21 protein-coding genes are annotated in these 23,355 nt (G+C 56.4%); 14 read left to right on the forward strand and 7 right to left on the reverse strand.

The window, feature by feature from the left end; all coding sequences use genetic code 11:
• The first annotated feature begins 182 nt into the window (after positions 1-182).
• Complete coding sequence (gene mltA, locus PGR29_RS15235; RefSeq protein ID WP_045377497.1) at positions 183-1,280, forward strand: murein transglycosylase A; 1,098 nt, start codon at positions 183-185, stop codon at positions 1,278-1,280.
• A gap of 78 nt (positions 1,281-1,358) precedes the next feature.
• Complete coding sequence (tcdA, locus tag PGR29_RS15240) at positions 1,359-2,168, forward strand: tRNA cyclic N6-threonylcarbamoyladenosine(37) synthase TcdA (protein WP_072382456.1); 810 nt, start codon at positions 1,359-1,361, stop codon at positions 2,166-2,168.
• A gap of 78 nt (positions 2,169-2,246) precedes the next feature.
• On the opposite strand, the gene csdE is transcribed toward tcdA, so the two are convergent.
• Together csdE and csdA are read right to left on the reverse strand one after the other, a co-directional pair.
• Positions 2,247-2,678 carry a cysteine desulfurase sulfur acceptor subunit CsdE gene (csdE, locus tag PGR29_RS15245; protein ID WP_087858607.1) on the reverse strand — a complete coding sequence of 144 codons (432 nt, stop codon included), beginning with the start codon at positions 2,676-2,678 and terminating at the stop codon, positions 2,247-2,249.
• Positions 2,678-3,883, reverse strand: coding sequence for a cysteine desulfurase CsdA (gene csdA / locus PGR29_RS15250; RefSeq protein WP_087858606.1), 1,206 nt, complete (start codon positions 3,881-3,883; stop codon positions 2,678-2,680). Before csdA ends, csdE begins: the two co-directional genes overlap by 1 nt.
• A gap of 432 nt (positions 3,884-4,315) precedes the next feature.
• Here csdA and gcvA point away from each other — a divergent pair, with 432 nt between their 5' ends.
• Genes gcvA through rlmM form a run of 3 tightly spaced genes read left to right on the forward strand, consistent with a single transcriptional unit; the run spans position 4,316 to position 6,765 of the window.
• Positions 4,316-5,233 carry a glycine cleavage system transcriptional regulator GcvA gene (gene gcvA / locus PGR29_RS15255; RefSeq protein WP_015369945.1) on the forward strand — a complete coding sequence of 306 codons (918 nt, stop codon included), beginning with the start codon at positions 4,316-4,318 and terminating at the stop codon, positions 5,231-5,233.
• 43 nt (positions 5,234-5,276) lie between these two features.
• Positions 5,277-5,672, forward strand: a complete 396-nt coding sequence (locus PGR29_RS15260; protein ID WP_015369946.1) for a DUF423 domain-containing protein — start codon at positions 5,277-5,279, stop codon at positions 5,670-5,672.
• Positions 5,665-6,765, forward strand: a complete 1,101-nt coding sequence (rlmM, locus tag PGR29_RS15265; RefSeq protein WP_015369947.1) for a 23S rRNA (cytidine(2498)-2'-O)-methyltransferase RlmM — start codon at positions 5,665-5,667, stop codon at positions 6,763-6,765. Before PGR29_RS15260 ends, rlmM begins: the two co-directional genes overlap by 8 nt.
• Positions 6,766-6,808: 43 nt before the next feature.
• Here the strand turns inward: rlmM and xni are convergent, their stop codons facing one another.
• The 5 genes from xni to queF form a co-directional block, all read right to left on the reverse strand.
• Positions 6,809-7,567, reverse strand: a complete 759-nt coding sequence (gene xni / locus PGR29_RS15270; protein WP_213317155.1) for a flap endonuclease Xni — start codon at positions 7,565-7,567, stop codon at positions 6,809-6,811.
• Positions 7,568-7,719: 152 nt separating this feature from the next.
• Positions 7,720-9,087, reverse strand: coding sequence for an L-serine ammonia-lyase (locus PGR29_RS15275; protein ID WP_213793485.1), 1,368 nt, complete (start codon positions 9,085-9,087; stop codon positions 7,720-7,722).
• Between the two features lie 66 nt (positions 9,088-9,153).
• On the reverse strand, positions 9,154-10,443 hold the full coding sequence (locus tag PGR29_RS15280) for an HAAAP family serine/threonine permease (protein ID WP_087858603.1): 1,290 nt from the start codon (positions 10,441-10,443) through the stop codon (positions 9,154-9,156).
• A 493-nt stretch (positions 10,444-10,936) separates the two neighbouring features.
• The gene (gene ppnN / locus PGR29_RS15285) at positions 10,937-12,304 is read right to left on the reverse strand and encodes a nucleotide 5'-monophosphate nucleosidase PpnN (RefSeq protein WP_045397613.1); all 1,368 of its coding nucleotides are present in this window, start codon (positions 12,302-12,304) and stop codon (positions 10,937-10,939) included.
• A gap of 112 nt (positions 12,305-12,416) precedes the next feature.
• Complete coding sequence (gene queF, locus PGR29_RS15290) at positions 12,417-13,262, reverse strand: NADPH-dependent 7-cyano-7-deazaguanine reductase QueF (RefSeq protein ID WP_045377479.1); 846 nt, start codon at positions 13,260-13,262, stop codon at positions 12,417-12,419.
• A gap of 68 nt (positions 13,263-13,330) precedes the next feature.
• Here queF and syd point away from each other — a divergent pair, with 68 nt between their 5' ends.
• The 9 genes from syd (at position 13,331) to PGR29_RS15335 (ending at position 23,124) form a co-directional block, all read left to right on the forward strand.
• Positions 13,331-13,876, forward strand: a complete 546-nt coding sequence (syd, locus tag PGR29_RS15295) for a SecY-interacting protein (protein ID WP_032712431.1) — start codon at positions 13,331-13,333, stop codon at positions 13,874-13,876.
• 630 nt (positions 13,877-14,506) lie between these two features.
• Entirely contained in the window at positions 14,507-14,836 is a 330-nt protein-coding gene (locus PGR29_RS15300) for a YqcC family protein (protein WP_113372950.1), read from the forward strand.
• A complete protein-coding gene (gene truC, locus PGR29_RS15305; RefSeq protein ID WP_015703313.1) occupies positions 14,836-15,630 on the forward strand; it encodes a tRNA pseudouridine(65) synthase TruC in 795 nt (264 codons plus the stop codon). Before PGR29_RS15300 ends, truC begins: the two co-directional genes overlap by 1 nt.
• 5 nt (positions 15,631-15,635) lie before the next feature.
• Complete coding sequence (locus tag PGR29_RS15310; RefSeq protein WP_087858601.1) at positions 15,636-16,079, forward strand: flavodoxin; 444 nt, start codon at positions 15,636-15,638, stop codon at positions 16,077-16,079.
• Between the two features lie 472 nt (positions 16,080-16,551).
• Positions 16,552-17,904 (forward strand): MFS transporter, encoded by a 1,353-nt coding sequence (locus PGR29_RS15315; protein ID WP_087858600.1) that lies wholly within the window; start codon positions 16,552-16,554, stop codon positions 17,902-17,904.
• 2 nt (positions 17,905-17,906) lie between these two features.
• Positions 17,907-19,247 carry an enolase C-terminal domain-like protein gene (locus PGR29_RS15320; RefSeq protein ID WP_316424793.1) on the forward strand — a complete coding sequence of 447 codons (1,341 nt, stop codon included), beginning with the start codon at positions 17,907-17,909 and terminating at the stop codon, positions 19,245-19,247.
• 17 nt (positions 19,248-19,264) lie between these two features.
• Positions 19,265-20,605, forward strand: a complete 1,341-nt coding sequence (gene gudD / locus PGR29_RS15325; protein WP_316424794.1) for a glucarate dehydratase — start codon at positions 19,265-19,267, stop codon at positions 20,603-20,605.
• 66 nt (positions 20,606-20,671) lie between these two features.
• Entirely contained in the window at positions 20,672-21,811 is a 1,140-nt protein-coding gene (locus PGR29_RS15330) for a glycerate kinase (RefSeq protein WP_316424795.1), read from the forward strand.
• 185 nt (positions 21,812-21,996) lie between these two features.
• Positions 21,997-23,124 (forward strand): integrase core domain-containing protein, encoded by a 1,128-nt coding sequence (locus PGR29_RS15335; protein ID WP_316424796.1) that lies wholly within the window; start codon positions 21,997-21,999, stop codon positions 23,122-23,124.
• The last annotated feature ends 231 nt before the right edge of the window (positions 23,125-23,355 follow it).

A 23,355-nucleotide genomic window follows, 5' to 3' on the forward strand; every position in this document is an offset into this window, starting at 1 on the left:
TTCTGATGCAACCTTTTTTCGTAGAAATCGTCAATTTTGTAAAGTGTGGCGGCGAAATAGACAGTGATGGGCGGATTTTTACACAATTTGGGCTGCGGCGCGCTTTCGCGCATTTCATTAGCCGCATGGGTTTGTTATCTTCATCACGCACTAAGGCTTAGCAGCAATAAAGAAGAGATACCATGAAAGGACGTTGGGCAAAATATGTAGCGACGGGGGCAATGCTGGCGATGCTCGCCGCCTGTTCCTCGAAACCGACCGATCGCGGTCAGCAATATAGTGATGGCAAGTTTACCCAGCCGTTTTCATTGGTAAACCAACCTGATGCGGTCGGCGCGCCGATTAACGCCGGTGACTTCTCTCAGCAGGTTGGTCAGATTCGTAGCGCCTCTCCGCGTCTCTATAATAGCCAGAGCAGCGTTTATAACGCGATTCAGGAGTGGCTGCGTTCCGGCGGCGATACCCGCACGTTACGCCAGTTTGGTATTGATGCCTGGCAGATGCAGGGGGCCGATAACTACGGCAACGTGCAGTTTACCGGCTACTACACCCCGGTCGTGCAGGCCCGCCACACTCGCCAGGGCGAGTTCCAGTATCCTATTTACCGTATGCCGCCGAAAAACGGCAAACTGCCTTCCCGCGCCAGCATTTATGCCGGAGCGCTCAGCGATAACTACGTGCTGGCCTACAGCAACTCGCTGATGGATAACTTCATCATGGACGTTCAGGGCAGCGGCTATATCGACTTTGGCGACGGTTCGCCGCTTAATTTCTTCAGCTACGCCGGGAAAAACGGCTGGCCTTACCGTAGCATCGGTAAAGTGCTTATAGACCGCGGCGAAGTGAAGCGGGAAGATATGTCGATGCAGGCGATCCGTGAATGGGGCGAAAAGCATAGCGAAGCGGAAGTCCGCGAGCTGCTGGAACAGAACCCCTCTTTCGTCTTCTTTAAACCGCAGTCCTACGCGCCGGTGAAAGGAGCGAGCGCGGTACCGTTGATTGGCCGCGCGTCGGTCGCCTCTGACCGTTCGATTATTCCGCCGGGAACCACCTTGCTGGCCGAGGTGCCTCTGCTGGATAATAACGGTAAGTTTAACGGTCAATACGAGCTACGCCTGATGGTGGCGCTGGATGTCGGCGGGGCGATTAAAGGCCAGCACTTCGATATCTACCAGGGCATCGGCCCGGATGCGGGTCATCGCGCCGGTTGGTATAACCACTATGGCCGCGTGTGGGTACTGAAAAACGCGCCAGGCGCCGGTAGCGTCTTTAGCGGTTAACGTTTAAACGTCCGTATGTTTCTAACCCGGATCCGCGCAACGCGCCGGTCCGGGGTCTCCACTTTATTCTGAGGTTTTATGTCTGTAGTAATCAGCGATGCCTGGCGCCAGCGGTTTGGCGGCACGGCGCGTTTATATGGCGAAAAGGCGCTGCAGTGTTTTGCCGAGGCGCATGTTTGCGTGGTCGGGATCGGCGGCGTCGGTTCATGGGCTGCGGAAGCGCTGGCGCGAACCGGGATTGGCGCGATTACGCTGATTGATATGGATGATGTCTGCGTCACCAATACCAATCGCCAAATCCACGCCCTTGGCGGCAACGTTGGGCTGGCGAAAGCGGAAGTGATGGCCGAGCGTATACGTCTCATTAACCCGGAGTGCCGGGTTACGGTTATCGATGATTTCATCACGCCGGAGAACGTAGCGGAATACCTCGGAGCGGGCTTTAGCTATGTTATCGATGCTATCGATAGCGTCAGGCCAAAAGCGGCGCTGATCGCCTGGTGCCGGCGTTATAAAGTCCCATTGGTCACGACCGGCGGAGCCGGCGGGCAAATTGATCCGACGCAGATCCAGGTCGCCGATTTGGCGAAAACAATTCAGGATCCGCTGGCGGCGAAACTGCGTGAGCGGCTGAAAAGCCAGTTCGGCGTAGTGAAGAACAGTAAAGGAAAGCTGGGCGTCGATTGCGTCTTCTCGACCGAAGCGTTGGTTTATCCGCAGGCGGATGGCAGCGTATGCGCAATGAAAAGCACGGCGGAAGGGCCGAAGCGGATGGATTGCGCCTCCGGTTTTGGCGCGGCGACTATGGTGACGGCGACCTTTGGTTTTGTCGCCGTATCCCATGCGTTGAAGAAGATGTTGGCGAAAGCGCAGCGTCAGGGGGAATAGCCCGGCAGGCGTTTCCCCGGACGGCGCAGAACCGTAGCCCGGCTCAGCGTAGCGCAAGCCGGGGAGACGGCGTTTGAATTAGTTCTCGCGGGCGGCGGCGAGCACCGCGTCGCTTAGCGCCTGCAGCCCCTGACTGCGTGAAGCGCTAAGCTGCCCGCGCAAACCCAGCTCATCGAATAGCGCCAACGGATCTTTCGCTAAAATCTCAGCGGCGCTTTTTCCGTCGCAGGCGGCTAACAGCACCGCCAGCAGACCGCGCACGATACGCCCTTCGCTATCGCCAAAGAAGCGCATCTTGCCCTCGGCATCAACCTGATACCCCAGCCAGACGCGGTTTTCGCAGCCCGCAATCTCTTTCGCCTGCGTCCGCTGGGCGTCCGTTAATGGCGGCAGTTTCTTACCCACTAAAATCAACTGGCGGTACTTATCTTCCCACTGAGTCAGCGGGGCGAAGGTCTGGCGCAGCGTCGCTTCGCTGAGCGCGGCGCTTAAAGGTTGCGAGGTCATCATTAATCCACCAGTATTTCCAGCGCGCGGTCGATAGCGTGCACCAGCGCATAAACATCATCTTGCGTATTGTACGGCGCGAATGAGGCGCGCAGCGTACCGCTGACGCCTAATGCCGCCAGCAGCGGTTGCGCGCAATGTTGCCCGGCGCGCAGCGCAATGCCAGACTCCGCCAGCAGCGTAACCATATCGCTATGGTGTACACCCTTGAAATCAAAGGCTAGCAGGCTCGAATCCTGGCAGCGGAACGAACGAAAACCGGGCCGCTTTGCCAGCTCATCTTCCGCAAGCGTCGCCAGGCTACGGCTCCAGCTTTCCGCCTGTGAAAGATCGATTTCCTGCAGCCATTCCAGCGCGGCGCTGAGGCCGATAACGCCGGCGACGTTGGGCGTCCCGGCTTCAAGCCGCCAGGGGGCGGGCTGGGTTTTAAAGCCATCGAATGAGACTTCAGTAATCATTTTGCCGCCGCCGAGCCATGGCGACATCTCCGCCAGCAACTCGCTTTTGCCATACAGCGCGCCAATACCCGTTGGGCCATACAGCTTGTGGGCGGAGAAGGCATAAAAATCGATATCCAGCGCCTGCACGTCGGCCGGAAAGTGCACCGCGCCCTGCGCGCCATCAACCATCACTATCATTCCCGCCCGATGGGCGAAATCAATAGCAAGTCGCAGATCGGGGCAGCCGCCGGTGACGTTAGACATCTGGCCAATCGCCAGCACCCGGCTGCGCGGAGAGATAAGCGAAGGGAGTTGAGTGATATCCGGCAGACGATCGGCGCCCAGCGGCAGCTTGACCACCCGCGCGCCGGTTTGTTCGGCAACCATCAGCCACGGCACCAGATTGGCGTGGTGTTCGGCTTCGCTGACGATTATTTCATCGCCAGGATGCAGGCGCGGGCGCGCGTAACTCTGTGCGACCATATTGATGGCTTCTGTGGTGCCGCGGGTCCAGACGATTTCTTTGCCAGAAGAGGCGTTAAGCCAGCTGGCGACGCGTTCGCGCGCCGCCTCGTAGCGCTCGGTAAGACGCTGGGCGGCGGCAAACTGGCTGCGGTGGACGTTGCCGGCGCTCAGGCGATAAAACTGGTCGCTGGCATCGATCACGGCCAGCGGTTTTAGCGCCGTCGCCGCGCTATCCAGGTAGACGCCGGCATCCGCCAGGGCTGGAAACTGGGCGCGGAAGTGGGCGGGATTGAATGCGTTCATGGAATTCCTCATATCGATATCACGATCGTCGCGCAAATTCCCCATTAGGGCAAGGCTGGTGATAGCGAGGAGGCGGGGAGAACGGTGATTTTTCGGCAAAAAAAAGCACCGCGCATTGCGGTGCTACATTAAATCACTATGGACAGACAGGGTAAATGTACAGGAAGTGAAAAGGTAGCCTTGCTACCATGGTCTGCAAACCCAGACCAATTGCAAACACAACAACACAACATCACAACCGTAAGCCAAAAGCTTGTTGGAACACGCATTCCAAAAAAAGCTTTTCGTTCCGGCTCAGGAAGTGCCGCCACTATAGGTATTTGCTGGTAGAACCTCAACGGACAATTTATAATGGCTCAGATAAAAAAAACTAATAGGTTAACTGTTGTTTCCTATTTGTTAAAACTCGTTAACATCTCAGTCAGAATAACCATGTCGAAGCGATTACCACCTCTGAATGCATTACGTGTTTTTGATGCAGCCGCACGTCATCTGAGCTTCACTCGCGCAGCCGATGAGCTTTTTGTGACGCAGGCCGCAGTAAGTCACCAAATCAAGTCACTAGAGGACTTTCTGGGCCTGAAGCTGTTTCGTCGACGCAATCGCTCGCTGCTGTTAACGGAAGAGGGGCAAAGCTATTTTCAGGATATTAAAGAGATTTTTTCGCAGCTCACCGAAGCGACGCGTAAACTGCAGGCGCGCAGCGCGAAAGGGGCGCTAACTGTTAGTTTATTGCCCAGTTTCGCCATTCAGTGGCTGGTGCCGCGACTCTCAAGCTTTAACTCAGCTTATCCGGGGATCGACGTGCGGATCCAGGCGGTGGACCGTCAGGAAGACAAACTGGCCGACGACGTCGACGTAGCGATTTTCTATGGCCGCGGCAACTGGCCGGGGCTGCGTGTTGAAAAACTGTACGCCGAATATTTACTACCGGTTTGTTCGCCGTTGTTGTTAACCGGTGACAAAGCGTTGAAAACGCCTGCCGATCTGGCGCAACATACGCTGTTACATGATGCCTCTCGCCGCGACTGGCAAACTTATACCCGGCAACTGGGTCTAAATCATATCAATGTGCAACAGGGACCGATATTCAGCCACAGCGCGATGGTGCTGCAGGCGGCAATCCATGGACAAGGCGTCGCACTGGCCAATAACGTCATGGCCCAGTCCGAAATTGAAGCAGGCCGTTTGGTCTGCCCGTTTAATGATGTTCTGGTCAGTAAGAACGCGTTTTACCTTGTTTGTCATGACAGTCAGGCTGAACTGGGTAAAATAGCCGCTTTCCGCCAGTGGATTTTAGCGAAGGCGGCGAGCGAACAAGAAAAATTCCGCTTTCGTTACGAACAATAACGGCCTGATGACCAGGCGTTAACTGACTTTGTAGGGTATCAACATGACCAGCCGTTTTATGCTGATTTTTGCCGCCATCAGCGGCTTTATTTTTGTGGCTCTGGGCGCCTTTGGCGCACACGTATTAAGTAAATCGCTGGGTGCGGCCGAAATGGCCTGGATCCACACCGGCCTTGAGTATCAGGCGTTTCATACGCTGGCGATTTTAGGCCTGTCTGTCGCCATGCAGCGGCGGATAAGCATCTGGTTTTACTGGAGCAGCGTGTTTTTGGCGCTGGGAACCGTGTTGTTCAGCGGCAGCTTATATTGCCTGGCGCTGTCGCATTTACGCCTGTGGGCGTTCGTTACCCCGGTAGGCGGCGTCTGCTTCCTTGCCGGTTGGGTATTAATGTTAATTGGTGCAATTCGTCTGAAACGTAAGGGCGTTGTTCATGAATAAGGTTGTCCTCTATTGTCGCCCCGGGTTTGAGAAAGAGTGCGCAGCAGAAATTACCGATAAGGCAGCCCGCCTTGAGGTATTTGGTTTTGCCCGGGTCAAAGACGACTCCGGATATGTGATTTTTGAGTGCTATCAGCAGGGCGATGGCGAGAAGCTGGTGCGCGATCTACCGTTTAGCTCGCTGATTTTCGCGCGTCAGATGTTCGTTGTTGGCGAACTGCTGCGCGACCTGCCGCCGGAAGACCGAATCACGCCAATCGTCGGCATGCTGCAGGGCGTGGTGGAAAAGGGCGGCGATCTGCGCGTTGAGGTCGCGGATACCAACGAAAGCAAAGAGCTGATGAAGTTCTGCCGCAAGTTCACGGTGCCGCTGCGCGCGGCGCTGCGTGAAGCCGGCGTGCTGACCAACTATGAAACGCCGAAGCGTCCGGTGGTGCACGTGTTCTTTATCGCCCCCGGCTGCTGTTACACCGGCTACTCCTTTAGCAATAACAACTCGCCGTTTTATATGGGGATCCCGCGCCTGAAGTTCCCTTCCGATGCGCCGAGCCGTTCGACGCTGAAGCTGGAAGAGGCATTTCACGTCTTCATTCCGGCGGATGAGTGGGACGAGCGTCTGGCGAATGGCATGTACGCGGTGGATCTCGGCGCCTGCCCGGGCGGCTGGACCTATCAGCTGGTGAAGCGCAACATGTGGGTCTCTTCGGTCGATAACGGCCCGATGGCGCAGAGCCTGATGGATACCGGACAGGTGACCTGGCTGCGTGAAGATGGCTTCCGCTATCGTCCGAACCGCAACAACATCTCGTGGATGGTGTGCGACATGGTTGAGAAACCGGCGAAGGTGGCGGCGTTAATGGCCCAGTGGCTGGTGAACGGCTGGTGCCGCGAGACCATTTTTAACCTTAAGCTGCCGATGAAAAAGCGCTATGAAGAGGTGTCGCAAAACCTGGCCTATATCCAGGCGCAGCTTGATGAGCACGGTATTAACGCGCAGATTCAGGCCCGTCAGCTGTATCACGACCGTGAGGAAGTGACCGTGCACGTGCGTCGCCTGTGGGCGGCGGTCGGCGGCCGCCGCGACGAGCGCTAATCAGCGCTCAGCAGCCCCGGCCACGCATCAGCGCGGCCGGGGATCACGCGGATGGCAAACGCAGCTGTTGCAGGTTGCCATCGAGCTGTAAATCCGTTTGCAGGCGGGCGATTTCCCGGCAGGTAAACGCCATCTCTTTATGCTCTTCAAGTTTCTTACGCCACTTCTCCGGCACATCCGCAAGCCGCGCGTAGATGCCTTCTAAATCCTGATAATCCGTTAACAGCTGCGCCGCGCTTTTCGGCCCAATTCCGGCAACGCCCGGTACTTTCGAACTGCTAATCCCCGCCAGACCCCAGTAGTCCGGCAGTTGCTCCGGCGTCACGCCGAATTCATTGGCGATAAACGGCGCATCGAGCCAGCGTTTCTGGAAATAGTCGCGGATGCGGATGGTCGGCGACAGCAGCTGACAGTAGCCTTTATCGGTCGAGACAATAGTCGCCTGATGCCCGGCCTGGGCAACTTTAACGGCGAGTGTGGCCGCCAGATCGTCCGCTTCGCTGCCGGCCAGCGCCCAGCAGCGGATACCGCGCTGTTCGAAGGCCGCCCGCAGCGCCGGCATTTCCGCCTCCAGCGTTTCCGGCATCGGCGCGCGCCCGGCTTTATATTCCGGCAGCCGCTGATGGCGCCAGCCGTGGGCGCGGTCTTCATCGTCGAACACCGCCACGGCGTGCGTCGGCTGGCTGTGGACGATAAGCTGTTCCAGGGCGTGCAGGCAGGTATCCGCGCAGGGTGAACCCTGTACCGCATGAATACGGCGGATCAGGTTGAGCGCGTCGACAATTAACAGATGAACAGCCACAAGATACCTCCCTTTGTTCTCAGGTTGTAAGGGTAACATCGGTGGCAAGGCGAGGCTATTGGTAGAGCGAAGTTCGGGAAGCAGGCTCGCAGAATGAGCCAGGGCTGGAGGAGAGTTGGCCCGACATACCGAAGCGTGCCGGGCCAGAGGCGTTAATCGCAGGCGACGATTTTCATCGCCAGGCCGCCGCGAGAGGTTTCGCGGTACTTGGCGTTCATATCTTTGCCCGTTTCATACATGGTCTCGATAACCTTATCGAGGCACACGCGCGGTTCGCTGGTACGGCGCAGGGCCATGCGCGCGGCGTTAACCGCTTTGACCGCCGCGATGGCGTTACGCTCGATGCACGGTACCTGCACCTGGCCGGCAACCGGGTCGCAGGTCAGTCCGAGGTTATGTTCCATACCGATTTCCGCGGCGATGCACACCTGAGCCGGGCTGGCGCCCAGCAGCTCCGCCAGACCGGCCGCGGCCATCGAGCAGGCCACGCCGACTTCGCCCTGACAACCGACTTCGGCGCCGGAGATAGAGGCGTTCATCTTATACAGCGAGCCAATGGCGCTGGCGACCAGCATATAGCGGGCCAGAGAGTTAGCGTTCACCTTACGGATAAACTTGTCGTAGTAGGCCAGTACCGCCGGAACGATACCGCACGCGCCGTTAGTTGGCGCGGTGACAACGCGGCCACCGGCGGCGTTCTCTTCGTTTACCGCCAGCGCGAACATGTTGATCCAGTCCACGACCGCCATCGGGTCGCTGTTGGTATTGTCCTGGCTCACCAGCATGCGGCGCAGCGCGGCGGCGCGGCGCGGAACGCGCAGTTTGCCCGGCAGCACGCCTTCCGTGGTGATACCGCGCTCGATACCGGCGCTCATCACTTCCCACACCGCGGCGAAGTGCTGTTCCAGCTCTTCTTTGCTGTGCAGCGCCAGCTCGTTCTGCATCATCAGCCCGGAGAGCGACAGGCCGGTTTCATTGCAGTGTTTCTGTAGGTCGGCGGCGTTTTTGTACGGATAAGGCACGGCAACCGGCGCTTCGGTGGTCAGGCCGAAGTGCTCTTCATCGACGATAAAGCCGCCGCCGATGGAGTAGTAGGTCTGGCTGTAGAGTACCTTGTCGCCGCCCAGCGCGGTAATGCGCATGCCGTTCTCATGCAGAGACAGGTTGTCGGCATGGAAATTCATGCACTGGTCGACAGGGAACGCGACTTCGTGCTGGCCGTTCGCCAGCAGCAGGCGGCCGTGGGTGTTAACGTCCTGGATAAAGCCCGGGATCGCGTCGATGTCGACGGTATCCGGCAGATTGCCGGCCAGCCCCATGATAATGGCGATATCGGTATGGTGGCCTTTACCGGTCAGGGACAGGGAGCCGTAAACGTCAACGACGACTTTGCTGACGTCAGCCAGCAGGCCGCGCGCAATCAGGTCGTCAGTAAATTGTTTGCCCGCTTTCATCGGTCCAACGGTATGGGAGCTGGATGGGCCAATGCCGATTTTGAAAATATCGAATACGCTGATCATGATGTATTCCAGTACTGTCGGAAAGCGCGCCGCCGTTAAGCGGCGCGAGGGGAGGTCTTAAGAGAATTAGCTGAACAGAGAGTAGAAAATCGCGGAGATGGCAATCAGGCCCATAATCACAACGAAGACGTTGCTGATGTGGCCGCTGTATTTGCGCATGGCCGGAACTTTCTGGATAGCGTACATCGGCATCAGGAACAGGATCATCGCGATAATCGGGCCGCCCAGGGTCTCAATCATGCCGAGGATGCTCGGGTTCAGCGTGGCCACAATCCAGGTGGTGACCAGCATAAACAGCGCGGTCAGCTTGTTCAGTTTGTTGATTTCGATGGTTTTGCCTTTGCCGCGCAGAGACTTAATCACCATGCCGTTGAAACCTTCACGAGCGCCCAGATAGTGGCCGAGGAAGGATTTGGTGATAGCGATCATCGCGATGATCGGCGCCATCCAGGCGATAACCGGTGCATTAAAGTGGTTCGCCAGGTAAGACAGAATCGAGATGTTCTGCTCTTTCGCCGCCGCCAGGTCTGCCGGAGACAGGCTCAGTACGCAGCTGAAGACGAAGAACATAACGGTCAGCACCATCATGATGTGAGCGCGCGCCAGGATGCTGGAGCATTTCTTCTCAGCGCCTTCGCCGTACTCTTCACGCTTCGCGACCGCGAAGGAGGAGATGATCGGCGAGTGGTTAAAGGAGAAGACCATCACCGGGATCGCCAGCCACAGGGTCATCAGCAGACCGTTACCGGTTGTTGTCGCGCTGCTCAGCGACAGGGTTTCCAGCGCCGCGCCGTTCCACTGTGGGATCAGATACAGAGCCAGAATCATCAGCGCGATAACGAACGGGAATACCAGGATGCTCATTGCTTTAACGATCATCTGCTCGCCGAAACGAACGATGGTCATCATGCCGACAATCAGGATCAGGGACAGAATGGCGCGCGGCGGCGGCGTCATGTGCAGCTGGTGCGCCATGAAGCTTTCGACGGTGTTGGTGATAGCCACGCTGTAAACCAGCAGAATCGGATAGATTGCGAAGAAGTAGAGCAGAGTAATCAGCTTACCTGCACCCACGCCAAAGTGTTCTTCAACCACTTCGGTGATGTCTTCACCCGGGTTTTTACCGGAAAGCACGAAGCGGGTCATACCGCGGTGTGCGAAGAAGGTCATCGGGAAGGCCAGAATAGCCATGATAATCAGTGGGATCATACCGCCGACGCCGGCGTTGATTGGCAGGAACAAAACGCCCGCGCCGATCGCCGTGCCGTACAGGCCCAGCATCCACATGGTATCCGTTTTGCGCCATCCGCTGCGGGTTTCACCCGAAACGATAGTGCTGGTTTGTGTGGTTTCCATCTGTATCTCCTGGAGGAATCAACAAAATCTAGTAAATAAAAACGATTAAATAATATGAAATTCGTTGCTTTACGGTTTTTTAGAAATTTTCTCCGTAACAATTGGGCGGCAAGATACATTTATATGGAAAATACATCAGTGATCGGGATCCCAAATGCAATAATCCACTTTAAATCTGAACGTTTTTAGCCCAACAGTCTGTTTATGGTGATCAGCCAGATAAATGTGGCGCGAAGGCTATCATTTGCAGCACATGAGATAAAAGCTCTGTTACCAAATAACGAGGTTTTTGCTGCAAAAAAGTGATGTAAACGACGTTTTTTCGCCATAATGTTATTTTTATGGTGAATTTTATTGCTCTTTTTGGAAACGCAAACGATTGGCTATGTGGAAACTCTACGAATCATTAATTAGAAAAATTAATTAACTGGAAATTGCGGGCGGGAGTACCCGGGCAGGGTATCGACCGCCGCCCGGGAGAGGTATCACGTTATCAGGAGCAGATTTCGTAGCACGGAATGTAGGCGCTGCCGCCCGGAAGCTTCATGCGGTGCTGGGCAACGAAGCCCTGCAGCAGATCGTCCATGCGGCGCATCATTTCCGGATCGCCATGCAGCTTGTAAGGGCCATATTTCTCGATGGCCTGAATACCGACTTCTTTCACGTTGCCGGCGACAATACCGGAGAAGGCGCGACGCAGGTCGGCGGCCAGCACTTCCACCGGTTGGTCCGGATAAAGTTTGAGATTAGCCATATTGTCGTGCGTTGGCTCAAACGGCATCTGCAGGTCCGGCGAAATACGAATTGACCAGTTGAAGCTATAGGCGTCATCGGTTTCGCGGCGGCTCTCTTTGACCAATGGCATCGCTTTTTTCATCTGGCGCGCCACTTCCGCGGCATCGTCGATAATAATGCGGTAGTGGCGGCGAGCCGATTCGCCGAGGGTATGAACGATGAACTCGTCCAGCACGCGGAAGTAGTCGGCGCTCTCTTTCGGCCCGGTGAGGATAAGCGGCAGCACCTGTGATTTGTTATCCGGATGCATCAGGATGCCCAGCAGATAAAGCAGCTCTTCCGCAGTACCCACGCCGCCCGGGAAGATGATAATACCGTGGGCGATGCGTACGAACGCTTCGAGACGCTTTTCGATATCCGGCATGATGATCAGTTCGTTGACCAGCGGGTTTGGCGGCTCAGCGGCGATAATGGAAGGTTCGGTCATGCCGATAAAGCGGCTGTCTTTATAGCGCTGCTGGGCGTGGCCGACGGCGGCGCCTTTCATTGGCGCTTCCATGGCGCCTGGCCCGCAGCCGGTGCAGATGTTCAGTTCGCGCAGGCCAAGCTGGGTACCGACGCGGCGCGCGTACAGGTACTCATTTTCATTAATAGAGTGGCCGCCCCAGCAGACAATCATATTCGGCGCTTCGCCGACGTGCAGCGCGCGGGCGTTGCGCAGAATAGAGAACACCAGGTTGGTGATGTGAATTGAGCTTTCGAGATCGAGATTCGGGAAGCGGACGGTGTTGTGGATCTGCCCGTAGACGAACAGGATATCGCGCAGCACGGCAAACAGGTTGGCCTGCAGGGAACGGATAATACGGCCATCGACGAAAGCGTCTTCCGGCGGGTTGATCAGTTCCAGCTTCACGCCGCGTTCGCGGCGCAGCACGTTAATATCGAAGTTTTCAAAACGAGACAGTAGCTCCTTGCTGTTATCGGTCAGGCTCCCCGAGTTGAGCACAGCAAGCGAGCAGTTGCGAAAGAGTTGATACAGGTCACTACTGGCGGTGCGTTTAAGCATATCCACTTCCAGCTGTGACAGCATATCCATTGAACCAAGCGGGCTAACGTGTGTAATCAAGTGAACTCCTTACAGGACGATTATCGTCTTCCTGTGATTACAATAGCCCTGGCCGTAGTCTTTCCACAACCTTGCGTACGCGTTAACGCACGCAAAGTGTGAAAAATTTCGCTTATTGCCGCGCCAGACGGCCGGTTGCCGGCACGAATTCACCGTTGCTGCGCCACGGATTGATGTCCAGGCCGCCGCGGCGGGTGTAGCGAGCGTACACGGAAAGCGATTCCGGACGGCAGAAACGCAGCACATCATTAAAGATGCGTTCGACGCACTGTTCATGGAATTCATTGTGGTGGCGGAACGACACCAGATAGCGCAGCAGTTTTTCGCGATCGATTTTCGGCCCGCGATATTGAATCTGTACCGAGCCCCAGTCCGGCTGGTGGGTGATCAGACAATTCGATTTCAGCAGATGGCTGACCAGCGTCTCTTCGACGACTTTGCCGCTGGCAGCATCCTGCAGGTAGTCGGCGCTGAACTGATAGTTATCAATCTCGATATCCTGATCGTCGATGCAGGCGCCATGCAGATGGGCGACCGGTTGCCCTTCCAGCTCATCGAGTCGGTACAGCGAAACCTTGACCTCGCCCTGGGCGCAGGCGCTGAGATCGCGGGTCAGCGTGGCCTGGACTTCCTGCCAGTCGGCGAAGCGGGTCTGGTTGAAGCTGTTCAGGTACAGTTTAAAGCTTTTCGATTCCACCAGATTGACGGTGGTATCGCTCAGCTCCACGTAGCCGACGGCGACCTGCGGCAGGCCTTTGGCGTTCAGCCACGACAGCTCGTACAGCGTCCAGATATCGGCGCCGTGGAACGGTAGATTATCAGCGTGCAGGCCGAGCGGGTCGCGGTTCAGGCTGCGCGGCACGCCCTGCAGCAACGAAGCGTCATAGGTATCGCGGTAATCCGTTGATTTACCGAGCGTCAGGCCGGCCAGCGCCTGATGATTATCGTAAGAAGACATGTTTCACCATAGTAAAGCGGGTACACTATATGCCAAGTGTATCCTGTCTAACGTGAAGAGAGAAACCGGTGGATCATCAGACCATAGAAGCGCTGCAATCATTTACCCAACGTTACTGCGATGCCTGGCAGCAGCGTTATGCCAGTCTGCCGCGCAGCGAAGACCTTTATGGCATCCCATCTCCCTGTATTAGCGCCAGTGAAGACGATGCCGTTTTCTGGCAGCCGCAGCCGTTTACGTTAGAACACCATCTCGATGGAGTTGAACGAGCGCTGGAGATTGTGGTACAACAGCCAATTCATAGTTATTATACCACTCAGTTCGCTGGCGATATGCACGCCCGCTTCGCGGCACAGAACCTTACTTTGCTGCAGGCCTGGAGCCCGGATGATTTCCAGCGAGTGCAGGAAAACCTTATTGGTCACCTGGTGGTGCAAAAACGCCTCAAGCTATCGCCGACGCTGTTTATCGCCACGCTGGATAGCGAACTGGAGGTTATTTCGGTTTGCAACCTGAGCGGCGAAGTCATTAAAGAGACGCTCGGAACCCGAAAAAGAGAGACCCTTTCTCACTCGCTTGCGAGTTTCCTGAATCAGCTTGAGCCCCTTCTGTAATCCATTTACCCTGGTGGTTTGTGAGAGATCTCTTACAAGACCTGTAAGAGATCGTCATCATTTTCAGCAATTTTTTACGTAGTGATTACATCTAACTTATTGTTATAAAATGATTTGGTAATTATGTGGTCTTTTAGTTTGGCCACTAATCTTAAGAGATTGTCGTAGTAAGTCTTGTAAGAAGAGGCGGAATCAGTGATCCTATGTACGTCGACAGGAAGTCGCAAATGAAGAGAACATCAGGATGATGGCTCTTCTACAGGACCCGCCAGGATGGCGTTGCAAGGACAGGCTTCAGGATGAAGCAAGGATAACGCAGGAACGCGTAAAGGACACCTCCAGGATGGAGAACGAGAGCCGCTCAGGATGAACGGTGGATCAGGAAGATCTGGACACACTTAGGGATAAGTTATTTCACATCGGGGTGGTGTGAAAGCAGGATGCGCTAGTTTATGGATGAACTTGGTCAGGAGACCTCAGGAAAAGTTTTCAAGGACGAGCAGGGAGCACCAATGTAGCTGGAATGCTGCAAAACGAACCGGGAGCACTGTTTATACAGTGCTCCCTTTTTTTATTTCTCTCGCGGATTTGCTATCCTGCGCCCGGTTTACAATTCATCGAGGTTTCCCCATGACCCTTCACGCTAGCGTGCGCGATCGCCTGCACGCCATTGAAGCGCTGCTGCGCGAAACAAACCACTGGCAGGAACAGGCGCCGGATAGCAGCGCTTTCGCCAGCGAGCAGCCGTTTTGCCTGGACACGCTCGAGCCGCTGGAATGGCTACAGTGGGTGCTGATCCCGCGTATGCATCAACTGATTGCCAGCGGTATGCCGCTGCCGCAGAACTTTGCCGTCGCGCCCTATTACGAGATGGCGCTGGATAAAGCTCATCCGGCGCGCGAAGCTATCGTGGCTGAACTACTGCTGCTGGATGCATTATTCGCGGACGAAAACGCCTGATGCTGGAGATTATTTATCAGGACCAGTGGCTGGTGGCGGTGAATAAGCCTTCCGGCTGGCTGGTGCACCGCAGCTGGCTGGATCGCGATGAGAAAGTGGTGGTGATGCAGACCGTGCGCGATCAAATCGGCCAGCACGTCTTCACCGCTCATCGTCTGGACCGGCCGACTTCCGGCGTGCTGCTGATGGGATTATCGAGCGAGGCGGGCAGGCTGCTGGCGCAGCAGTTTGAACAACACCAGATGCAAAAACGCTATCACGCCATCGTTCGCGGCTGGTTGACTGAAGAGGCGGTGCTGGATTATCCGCTTGTAGAAGAGCTGGACAAAATCGCCGATAAATTCGCTCGTGAAGATAAAGGCCCGCAGCCGGCGGTGACCCACTATCGCGGACTGGCGACGGTAGAAATGCCGGTCGCCACCGGCCGTTACCCGACCACCCGCTACGGGCTGGTGGAGCTGGAGCCGAAAACCGGGCGTAAACATCAGCTGCGTCGCCATTTGGCCCATCTGCGCCATCCAATCCTCGGTGACAGCAAACATGGCGATCTACGGCAAAACCGCAGCGCCGCTGAACATTTCGGCTGCAATCGTCTGATGCTGCATGCCAGCCAGCTATCGTTAACACACCCGTTTACCGGCGAGCCGCTAACGATTCGCGCGGGTCTGGATGATGTCTGGATGCGCGCGCTGTCGCAGTTTGGCTGGCGCGGGCTTCTCCCGTTAAATGAAAGGGTTGAGTTTGCCGACGACAGCGGTCAGGATGAGAGTATCGCGGATAATCCAGGGAGATAATCACTATGGCAGAAGTCGGAATTTTTGTCGGCACGATGTATGGAAACTCGCTGTTGGTCGCCGAGGAGGCGGAAGCCATTCTGAGCGGGCTGGGGCATAAAGCGACGGTATTTGAGGACCCGGAAGTGAAAGACTGGGAATCCTATACCGGCAAATACGTGCTGGTCGTGACCTCGACCACCGGGCAGGGCGATCTGCCGGACAGCATCGTTCCGCTGTATGAAGGCATTAAAGATATGTATCAGCCGCATCTGCGCTACGGCATTATCGCGCTTGGCGATAGCACCTACGCTAACTTCTGCGGCGGCGGTAAAACCTTTGATGCGCTGCTGCAGGAGCAGGGCGCGCGTCGTATTGGCGAGATGCTCACCATCGACGCCAGCGAAGACCCGGAACCAGAAAGCGTTTCCAACCCTTGGGTAGAAGCGTGGGCTAAACTGCTCGAGTAATCATGTTAAGTACGCCCTCTCCCTACGTAGAGGGCGCGCTTAAGCCGCCAGTGGCCGGATAAACGGTCAGGGTTATCTTAACGTTCTCCATCGCGCCCGGCTTCGGGCATCTGCCTGATAACCACTTTATCGTTATGGCTTTTTTCTTTGCGTTTCCCCGGCGTCAAGAGAGCCGATTCACACTCTGAAGGTAATGTCGTTCATCGACCCATCAGCGGGTGACGGTTTTCCATTTCCGTGAACTACTCCCCATAACCTTAGGCATACGCCACAAACTAACGCAGTATCACCCGCTAAAGCTGTGTATATGCACGGTGAGCCCGCCGACGCCTCTTTTTATACTTTTCCTGCCAGTGACAAAAGCAGTACGCCAGATATAACGAAAAAAACACTAACACGTCATTCTGATTACCCTACAGGTTGTGCTGTTCAGAATGAACGTAGCTAAACGCTATGATTCAGGAGTACAACAATGAGTTCATTAAGTCAGGCTGCGAGCGCCGCTGAAAAGCGCACCAATGCTCGCTATTGGATAGTGGTGATGCTGTTTATCGTCACATCCTTTAACTATGGCGACCGCGCGACGTTGTCGATTGCCGGTTCTGAAATGGCCAGGGATATCGGCCTCGATCCTGTTGGCATGGGTTATGTTTTCTCCGCGTTTTCATGGGCCTATGTGATCGGACAGATCCCAGGCGGCTGGCTGCTTGACCGCTTTGGTTCTAAACGCGTCTATTTCTGGTCCATCTTTATCTGGTCCGTGTTTACCCTGCTGCAGGGCTTCGTCGATATCTTTAGCGGTTTTGGCATTATCATCGCGCTGTTTACCCTGCGCTTCCTCGTCGGCCTTGCCGAATCGCCCTCGTTCCCTGGCAATAGCCGGATTGTGGCCGCCTGGTTCCCGGCGCAGGAGAGAGGGACGGCGGTATCGATTTTTAACTCCGCGCAGTATTTTGCCACCGTTATTTTCGCGCCGATTATGGGTTGGTTGACCCATGAAGTGGGTTGGTCGCACGTATTCTTCTTTATGGGCGGATTGGGTATTGTCATTAGCTTCGTGTGGCTGAAAGTGATCCACGATCCCAATAACCACCCAGGCGTTAACCAGAAAGAGCTGGACTACATTGCCGAAGGCGGCGCGTTGATCAATATGGATCAAAAGAGCAGTGCGCAGAAGGTGCCCTTTAACGTCAAAATGGGCCAAATCAAGCAACTGATCGGCTCGCGAATGATGGTCGGGATCTATATCGGCCAGTACTGCATCAACGCGTTAACCTACTTCTTTATCACCTGGTTCCCGGTTTATCTGGTGCAGGCGCGCGGCATGTCGATCCTCAAAGCGGGCTTTGTCGCCTCAATCCCGGCGGTGTGCGGCTTTGTCGGCGGCGTGTTGGGCGGGATTATTTCCGACTGGTTGATGCGCCGTACCGGCTCGCTGAATATCGCGCGTAAAACGCCGATCGTACTGGGTATGCTGTTGTCCATGACCATGCTGATGTGTAACTACGTCAACGTGGAATGGATGATCATCGGCTTTATGGCGATGGCCTTCTTCGGTAAAGGCATTGGCGCGCTGGGTTGGGCGGTAATGGCGGACACCGCGCCGAAAGAGATTAGCGGCCTCTCAGGCGGTCTGTTCAACATGTTCGGCAATATTTCCGGCATCGTCACCCCTATCGCTATCGGCTATATCGTCGGCACCACCGGCTCTTTCAACGGCGCGCTGATTTACGTCGGTATCCACGCTCTGGTGGCGGTTCTCAGCTACCTGGTGCTGGTTGGCGATATCAAACGTATCGAACTTAAACCGGTTGCGGGGCGTTAATCATGAATACCCAATCCAGCCCAATCGTTACCGAAATGAAGGTGATTCCTGTCGCCGGGCACGACAGCATGCTGATGAACATCGGCGGCGCGCATAACGCCTGGTTTACCCGCAACATAGTGGTGTTAACCGATAACGCCGGGCATACCGGCGTCGGCGAAGCGCCCGGCGGCGAAGTCATCTACCAGACGTTGGTCGATGCCATTCCCCTGGTGGTTGGACAGGAGGTCGCTCGCCTCAACCGCGTCGTGCAGCAGGTACATAAAGGCAATCAGGCGGCGGATTTCGACACCTTCGGCAAAGGGGCATGGACCTTCGAATTGAAAGTCAATGCGGTGGCGGCGCTGGAAGCCGCGCTGCTCGACCTGCTTGGCAAGGTGTTGAATGTCCCGGTCTGCGAACTATTGGGGCCGGGCAAACAGCGTGATGCGGTGACCGTGCTGGGCTACCTGTTCTATATCGGCGACCGCGAAAAAACCGATCTGGGCTATCTTGCGCGGACGCCGGGCGACCACGAATGGTACCGTCTTCGTCACCAGCAGGCGCTGAATAGCGACGCGGTGGTGCGACTGGCGGAGGCGGCGCAGGATCGCTACGGTTTTAAAGACTTTAAGCTAAAAGGCGGCGTGTTACCTGGCGAGCAGGAGATTGATACCGCCCGCGCGTTGAAAAAACGCTTCCCTGACGCGCGCATTACCGTCGATCCGAACGGCGCCTGGCTGCTGGATGAAGCGATTACGCTGTGTAAAGGTCTGCAGGATGTCCTGACCTATGCCGAAGATCCGTGCGGCGCGGAACAGGGCTTTTCCGGCCGGGAAGTGATGGCCGAGTTCCGTCGCGCCACCGGGCTGCCGGTGGCGACCAACATGATAGCCACCAACTGGCGCGAGATGGGGCATGCGGTCATGCTCAACGCCGTCGATATTCCGCTGGCGGACCCGCACTTCTGGACGCTCTCCGGCGCGGTTCGGGTGGCGCAGTTGTGCGATGACTGGGGGCTGACCTGGGGCTGTCATTCGAACAACCACTTTGATATTTCGCTGGCGATGTTTACCCACGTCGGCGCCGCGGCGCCGGGCAATCCGACCGCTATCGATACCCATTGGATTTGGCAGGAGGGCGATGCGCGCCTGACGCAAAATCCGCTGCAGATTATCAACGGCAAAATCGCCGTGCCAGACGCGCCGGGACTCGGCGTGGAGCTGGACTGGGAACAGGTGCATAAAGCTCATGAGGCCTATAAGGCGCTGCCAGGCGGCGCGCGTAACGATGCGGGCCCGATGCAGTATCTGATTCCCGGTTGGACATTCGACCGTAAACGCCCCGTTTTCGGCCGTCATTAATTAAAAAGGATTACGCTATGACTACATCATCTTCAACGCCAATTGTGACTGCCATGCAGGTAATCCCGGTTGCCGGGCATGACAGCATGCTGATGAACCTCAGCGGCGCGCACGCGCCGTACTTCACCCGTAATATCGTTATCATCAAAGATAACTCCGGGCATACCGGCGTTGGCGAAATCCCCGGCGGCGAAAAGATCCGCCAGACCCTGGAAGATGCCGCGCCGCTGGTGGTAGGTAAGACACTGGGCGAGTACAAAAATGTGCTGAACGCCGTGCGTAACCAGTTTGCTGACCGTGATGCCAGCGGCCGTGGCCTGCAAACTTTCGATCTGCGCACCACCATTCATGTGGTGACCGGGATTGAAGCGGCGCTGCTGGATCTGCTGGGCCAGCATCTGGGCGTGAACGTTGCTTCTCTGCTTGGCGACGGCCAGCAGCGGAGCGAAGTCGAAATGCTGGGCTACCTGTTCTTTGTCGGTAACCGCCACGCGACACCGCTGGATTATCAAAGCCAGCCGGATGAACAGTGCGACTGGTACCGTATTCGTCATGAAGAGGCGATGACGCCGGAGGCGGTGGTTCGTCTGGCGGAAGCCGCTTACGAAAAATATGGCTTCAATGATTTTAAACTGAAGGGCGGGGTGTTGGCCGGTTTTGAAGAAGCCGAAGCGATTAGCGCGCTGGCGAAGCGTTTCCCTGATGCGCGCGTGACCCTCGACCCGAACGGCGCCTGGTTGCTTGATGAAGCCATCCAGATAGGTAAACAGCTGAAAGGCGTGCTGGCCTATGCGGAAGATCCTTGCGGCGCTGAACAAGGCTTCTCCGGGCGCGAAGTGATGGCCGAATTCCGTCGGGCGACCGGGCTGCCGACCGCGACCAACATGATCGCCACCGACTGGCGGCAGATGGGCCATACGCTGTCGTTACAATCGGTGGATATTCCGCTGGCGGATCCGCACTTCTGGACCATGCAGGGCTCGGTGCGCGTGGCGCAAATGTGTCATGAATTTGGCCTGACCTGGGGTTCGCACTCCAATAACCACTTTGACGTGTCGTTGGCGATGTTTACCCATGTGGCTGCGGCGGCGCCGGGTAAAATTACCGCTATCGATACCCACTGGATCTGGCAGGAGGGCAACCAGCGTCTGACCAAACAACCGTTTGAAATCAAAGGCGGTATGGTGCAAATGCCGACGGCGCCAGGTTTGGGGGTTGAGCTGGATATGGACCGCGTGATGCAGGCTAATGAGCTATATAAGAAACATGGCCTGGGCGCTCGTGATGACGCCATGGCGATGCAATATTTAATCCCGAACTGGACCTTTGATAACAAACGTCCTTGCATGGTTCGCTAAGATAACGCCGACCCTGTTGGGGTCGGCAACTGCCGGTCGCCGGGGTTATTCATATTAAGGACACTTATGAAGATAGTGATCGCGCCGGATTCTTACAAAGAGAGCCTGAGTGCGCTGGATGTCGCTACCGCGATAGAAACGGGGTTTCGCGAGATTTATCCCCATGCGGAGTACGTTAAAGTCCCGGTTGCCGACGGCGGCGAGGGTACCGTTGAGGCGATGGTTGCCGCGACGCAAGGGCATATCGTACAGGTCAGCGTTACCGGGCCGCTTGGCGAACCGGTCGAAGCCTTTTATGGCCTGTCCGGCGATATGCGCTGCGCCTATATCGAAATGGCGGCGGCCAGCGGACTGGAAAGCGTGCCACCCACGCGACGTAATCCGCTACTGACCACCTCCTGGGGAACCGGCGAGCTGATTCGTCACGCGTTGGATGCAGGGGTTTCGCAGATTATTATTGGTATCGGCGGTAGCGCGACCAATGACGGCGGTGCCGGTATGGCACAGGCGCTGGGGGCGAAATTATTGACCGCTGGGCAACAGCAAATTGCGCCTGGCGGCGGCGCGCTGGAGACGCTGGCGCGGATCGATCTTAGCGAGTTGGATCCGAGATTGGCGGATTGCCGGATTGATGTCGCCTGCGACGTCACCAACCCGTTAACCGGCCCGCAGGGGGCAAGCGCGGTGTTTGGCCCGCAAAAAGGGGCGACGGCGGCGATGATTGAGCGTCTTGACCACGGCCTGCAACACTTTGCGCAGACTATCGCCCGCGATTTGGATATCGACGTGCTGAGCCTGGAAGGGGGCGGCGCGGCGGGTGGTATGGGGGCGGCGTTGTATGCGTTTTGCGGCGCCAACCTGCGCCCGGGAATTGAGATTGTGACCGACGCGCTGGGGTTGGCAGAGCTAGTGGCTGATGCCGATTTGGTGATTACCGGTGAAGGGCGTATCGATAGCCAGACCATTCACGGCAAGGTACCGGTGGGGGTGGCGAAGGTCGCGAAACGCTTCAACGTGCCGGTGATTGGGATTGCCGGCAGCCTGACCGCCGATGTTGGCGTCGTGCATCAGCATGGTTTGGATGCGGTCTTTAGCGTGTTGTATACCGTCTGTACCCTGGAAGAGGCGCTGGCGAACGCCGCCGCCAACGTGCGGATGACGGCACGTAACGTGGCCGCGGTATTGCAGATGGGCGGTAGGCGGTAACCCGGCCGGCGCAGTGGTATTTGTAGCCCGGATAAGGCGCGCAGCGCCGCTATCCGGGAACCCTCCCCGGTGGCGCTTAGGTACAAACCGGAAACATAGGTAACACTTTAGACCGGACACATGGGTAACAGTTATAACTGGCATAGAAGAGGAGACTCGCTATGCCCTGGGCTGAGACCCTACCGATGCAACGTCTTGATTTTATCCGTGCCAGCTTCGCTGGTACGGACTCTTTTTCCGCACTGTGCCGTCGCTTCGACATCAGTCGTAAAACCGGGTATAAGTGGCTCGAACGATTTGACCCGTCCGAACCCGCTTCCCTTTTTGACCGCTCACGCGCGCCACATTCTCATTCCCGTATTGTTCCACCTGATATCATCACGCATCTGATCGCATTACGACAAAAACACCCTGACTGGGGGCCGAAAAAGCTGCGTATGTGGCCTCTGAATCATCGGGTCGACTTTCCGGTTCCGGCAGCCAGCACTATCGGCGATATTCTCAAACGCGAAGGTCTCGTGCCGGACAGAAAGCGAAAGCACAGAGCCCCAGGTAACCGACAGCCGCTGACCCCCATCCGGGAAATCAATCAGGTCTGGAGCGCTGATTTTAAAGGTAAGTTCAGGTTGCTGAGCCGGGAATACTGCCATCCGTTTACGTTGACGGATAACCACAGCCGCTATCTTCTGAGCTGCAGAGGTAACCATCATGAGAACACCGCTTTCGCCCGGCAGTGCCTCACCGATGCGTTCCTGGAATATGGCCTGCCCGATGTGCTGCGGACGGATAACGGGCAGCCCTTTGCTGGTGTCGGCGTGGCGGGACTCAGTCGTCTGTCGGTCTGGCTAATCAAACTGGGCATCAGGCCGGAGCGTATCAGGAAGGGGCATCCGGAGGAAAATGGCCGCCATGAACGAATGCACCGCTCGCTGAAAAGTGCACTGAAGCACGGGAATATCTTCAGAACACTGGAGGAGCAGCAGGTCTGGTTCAGTCATTACCGAAAAGAGTTCAACCATGAACGTCCGCATGAAGCGCTGGACGGCGCCACCCCCGATCAGGTGTGGCGTCCTTCCCTGAGGCGCTGGAATGGAAAGGTCCCTGACTATGAGTGGCCTGAGGGTGCCCGACTGTACAGGGTAATGTCAAAGGGGGTAATACATATCGGGAAGGAAGTGTTCCTGAGCGAGTCACTGCTTGGGGAATACATCATGCTGGAAGAAAAAGATGATGGTATTGAGGCCATCATCTTTAACGGAATGACACTGGCTTACTATGACCGGAGAGCGCAGAGTATTATCCGGATAGACTAGGAAAGTGTTACCTATGTTCCCGGTCTGATCTGTAACCTATGTATCCGGTCGTACATTACGCTTACCGGGGCTACCAACTGTTATCGGTTTGCAACTTTATAGCTTGAGAAAGGCGTTTATCCCGTTTCGCTTCAGAGTATATTGCGCTCCCGGTTAATTTTTTCTGCAATATGTTTTCCGTGGCGCAGGGAGCGCACAGAGGGCGGCCAGTCGCCGCCGCCCTCTGTACTC

It is taken from the genome of Klebsiella sp. 141203, from assembly GCF_032601985.1.
Classification (GTDB): domain Bacteria; phylum Pseudomonadota; class Gammaproteobacteria; order Enterobacterales; family Enterobacteriaceae; genus Klebsiella; species Klebsiella aerogenes.

Bases quoted from the DNA above. Each gene is read 5' to 3' on its own strand.
- mltA (WP_045377497.1), top strand. From the start codon at position 183: ATGAAAGGACGTTGGGCAAAATATGTAGCGACGGGGGCAATGCTGGCG.
- queF (WP_045377479.1), bottom strand. From the start codon at position 13,262: ATGTCTTCTTACGATAATCATCAGGCGCTGGCCGGCCTGACGCTCGGT.
- tcdA (WP_072382456.1), top strand. From the start codon at position 1,359: ATGTCTGTAGTAATCAGCGATGCCTGGCGCCAGCGGTTTGGCGGCACG.
- PGR29_RS15300 (WP_113372950.1), top strand. From the start codon at position 14,507: ATGACCCTTCACGCTAGCGTGCGCGATCGCCTGCACGCCATTGAAGCG.
- PGR29_RS15335 (WP_316424796.1), top strand. From the start codon at position 21,997: ATGCAACGTCTTGATTTTATCCGTGCCAGCTTCGCTGGTACGGACTCT.
- PGR29_RS15280 (WP_087858603.1), bottom strand. From the start codon at position 10,443: ATGGAAACCACACAAACCAGCACTATCGTTTCGGGTGAAACCCGCAGC.
- csdA (WP_087858606.1), bottom strand. From the start codon at position 3,883: ATGAACGCATTCAATCCCGCCCACTTCCGCGCCCAGTTTCCAGCCCTG.
- truC (WP_015703313.1), top strand. From the start codon at position 14,836: ATGCTGGAGATTATTTATCAGGACCAGTGGCTGGTGGCGGTGAATAAG.
- PGR29_RS15275 (WP_213793485.1), bottom strand. From the start codon at position 9,087: ATGATCAGCGTATTCGATATTTTCAAAATCGGCATTGGCCCATCCAGC.
- PGR29_RS15260 (WP_015369946.1), top strand. From the start codon at position 5,277: ATGACCAGCCGTTTTATGCTGATTTTTGCCGCCATCAGCGGCTTTATT.
- csdE (WP_087858607.1), bottom strand. From the start codon at position 2,678: ATGATGACCTCGCAACCTTTAAGCGCCGCGCTCAGCGAAGCGACGCTG.
- gudD (WP_316424794.1), top strand. From the start codon at position 19,265: ATGACTACATCATCTTCAACGCCAATTGTGACTGCCATGCAGGTAATC.
- PGR29_RS15320 (WP_316424793.1), top strand. From the start codon at position 17,907: ATGAATACCCAATCCAGCCCAATCGTTACCGAAATGAAGGTGATTCCT.
- PGR29_RS15310 (WP_087858601.1), top strand. From the start codon at position 15,636: ATGGCAGAAGTCGGAATTTTTGTCGGCACGATGTATGGAAACTCGCTG.
- PGR29_RS15330 (WP_316424795.1), top strand. From the start codon at position 20,672: ATGAAGATAGTGATCGCGCCGGATTCTTACAAAGAGAGCCTGAGTGCG.
- rlmM (WP_015369947.1), top strand. From the start codon at position 5,665: ATGAATAAGGTTGTCCTCTATTGTCGCCCCGGGTTTGAGAAAGAGTGC.
- gcvA (WP_015369945.1), top strand. From the start codon at position 4,316: ATGTCGAAGCGATTACCACCTCTGAATGCATTACGTGTTTTTGATGCA.
- PGR29_RS15315 (WP_087858600.1), top strand. From the start codon at position 16,552: ATGAGTTCATTAAGTCAGGCTGCGAGCGCCGCTGAAAAGCGCACCAAT.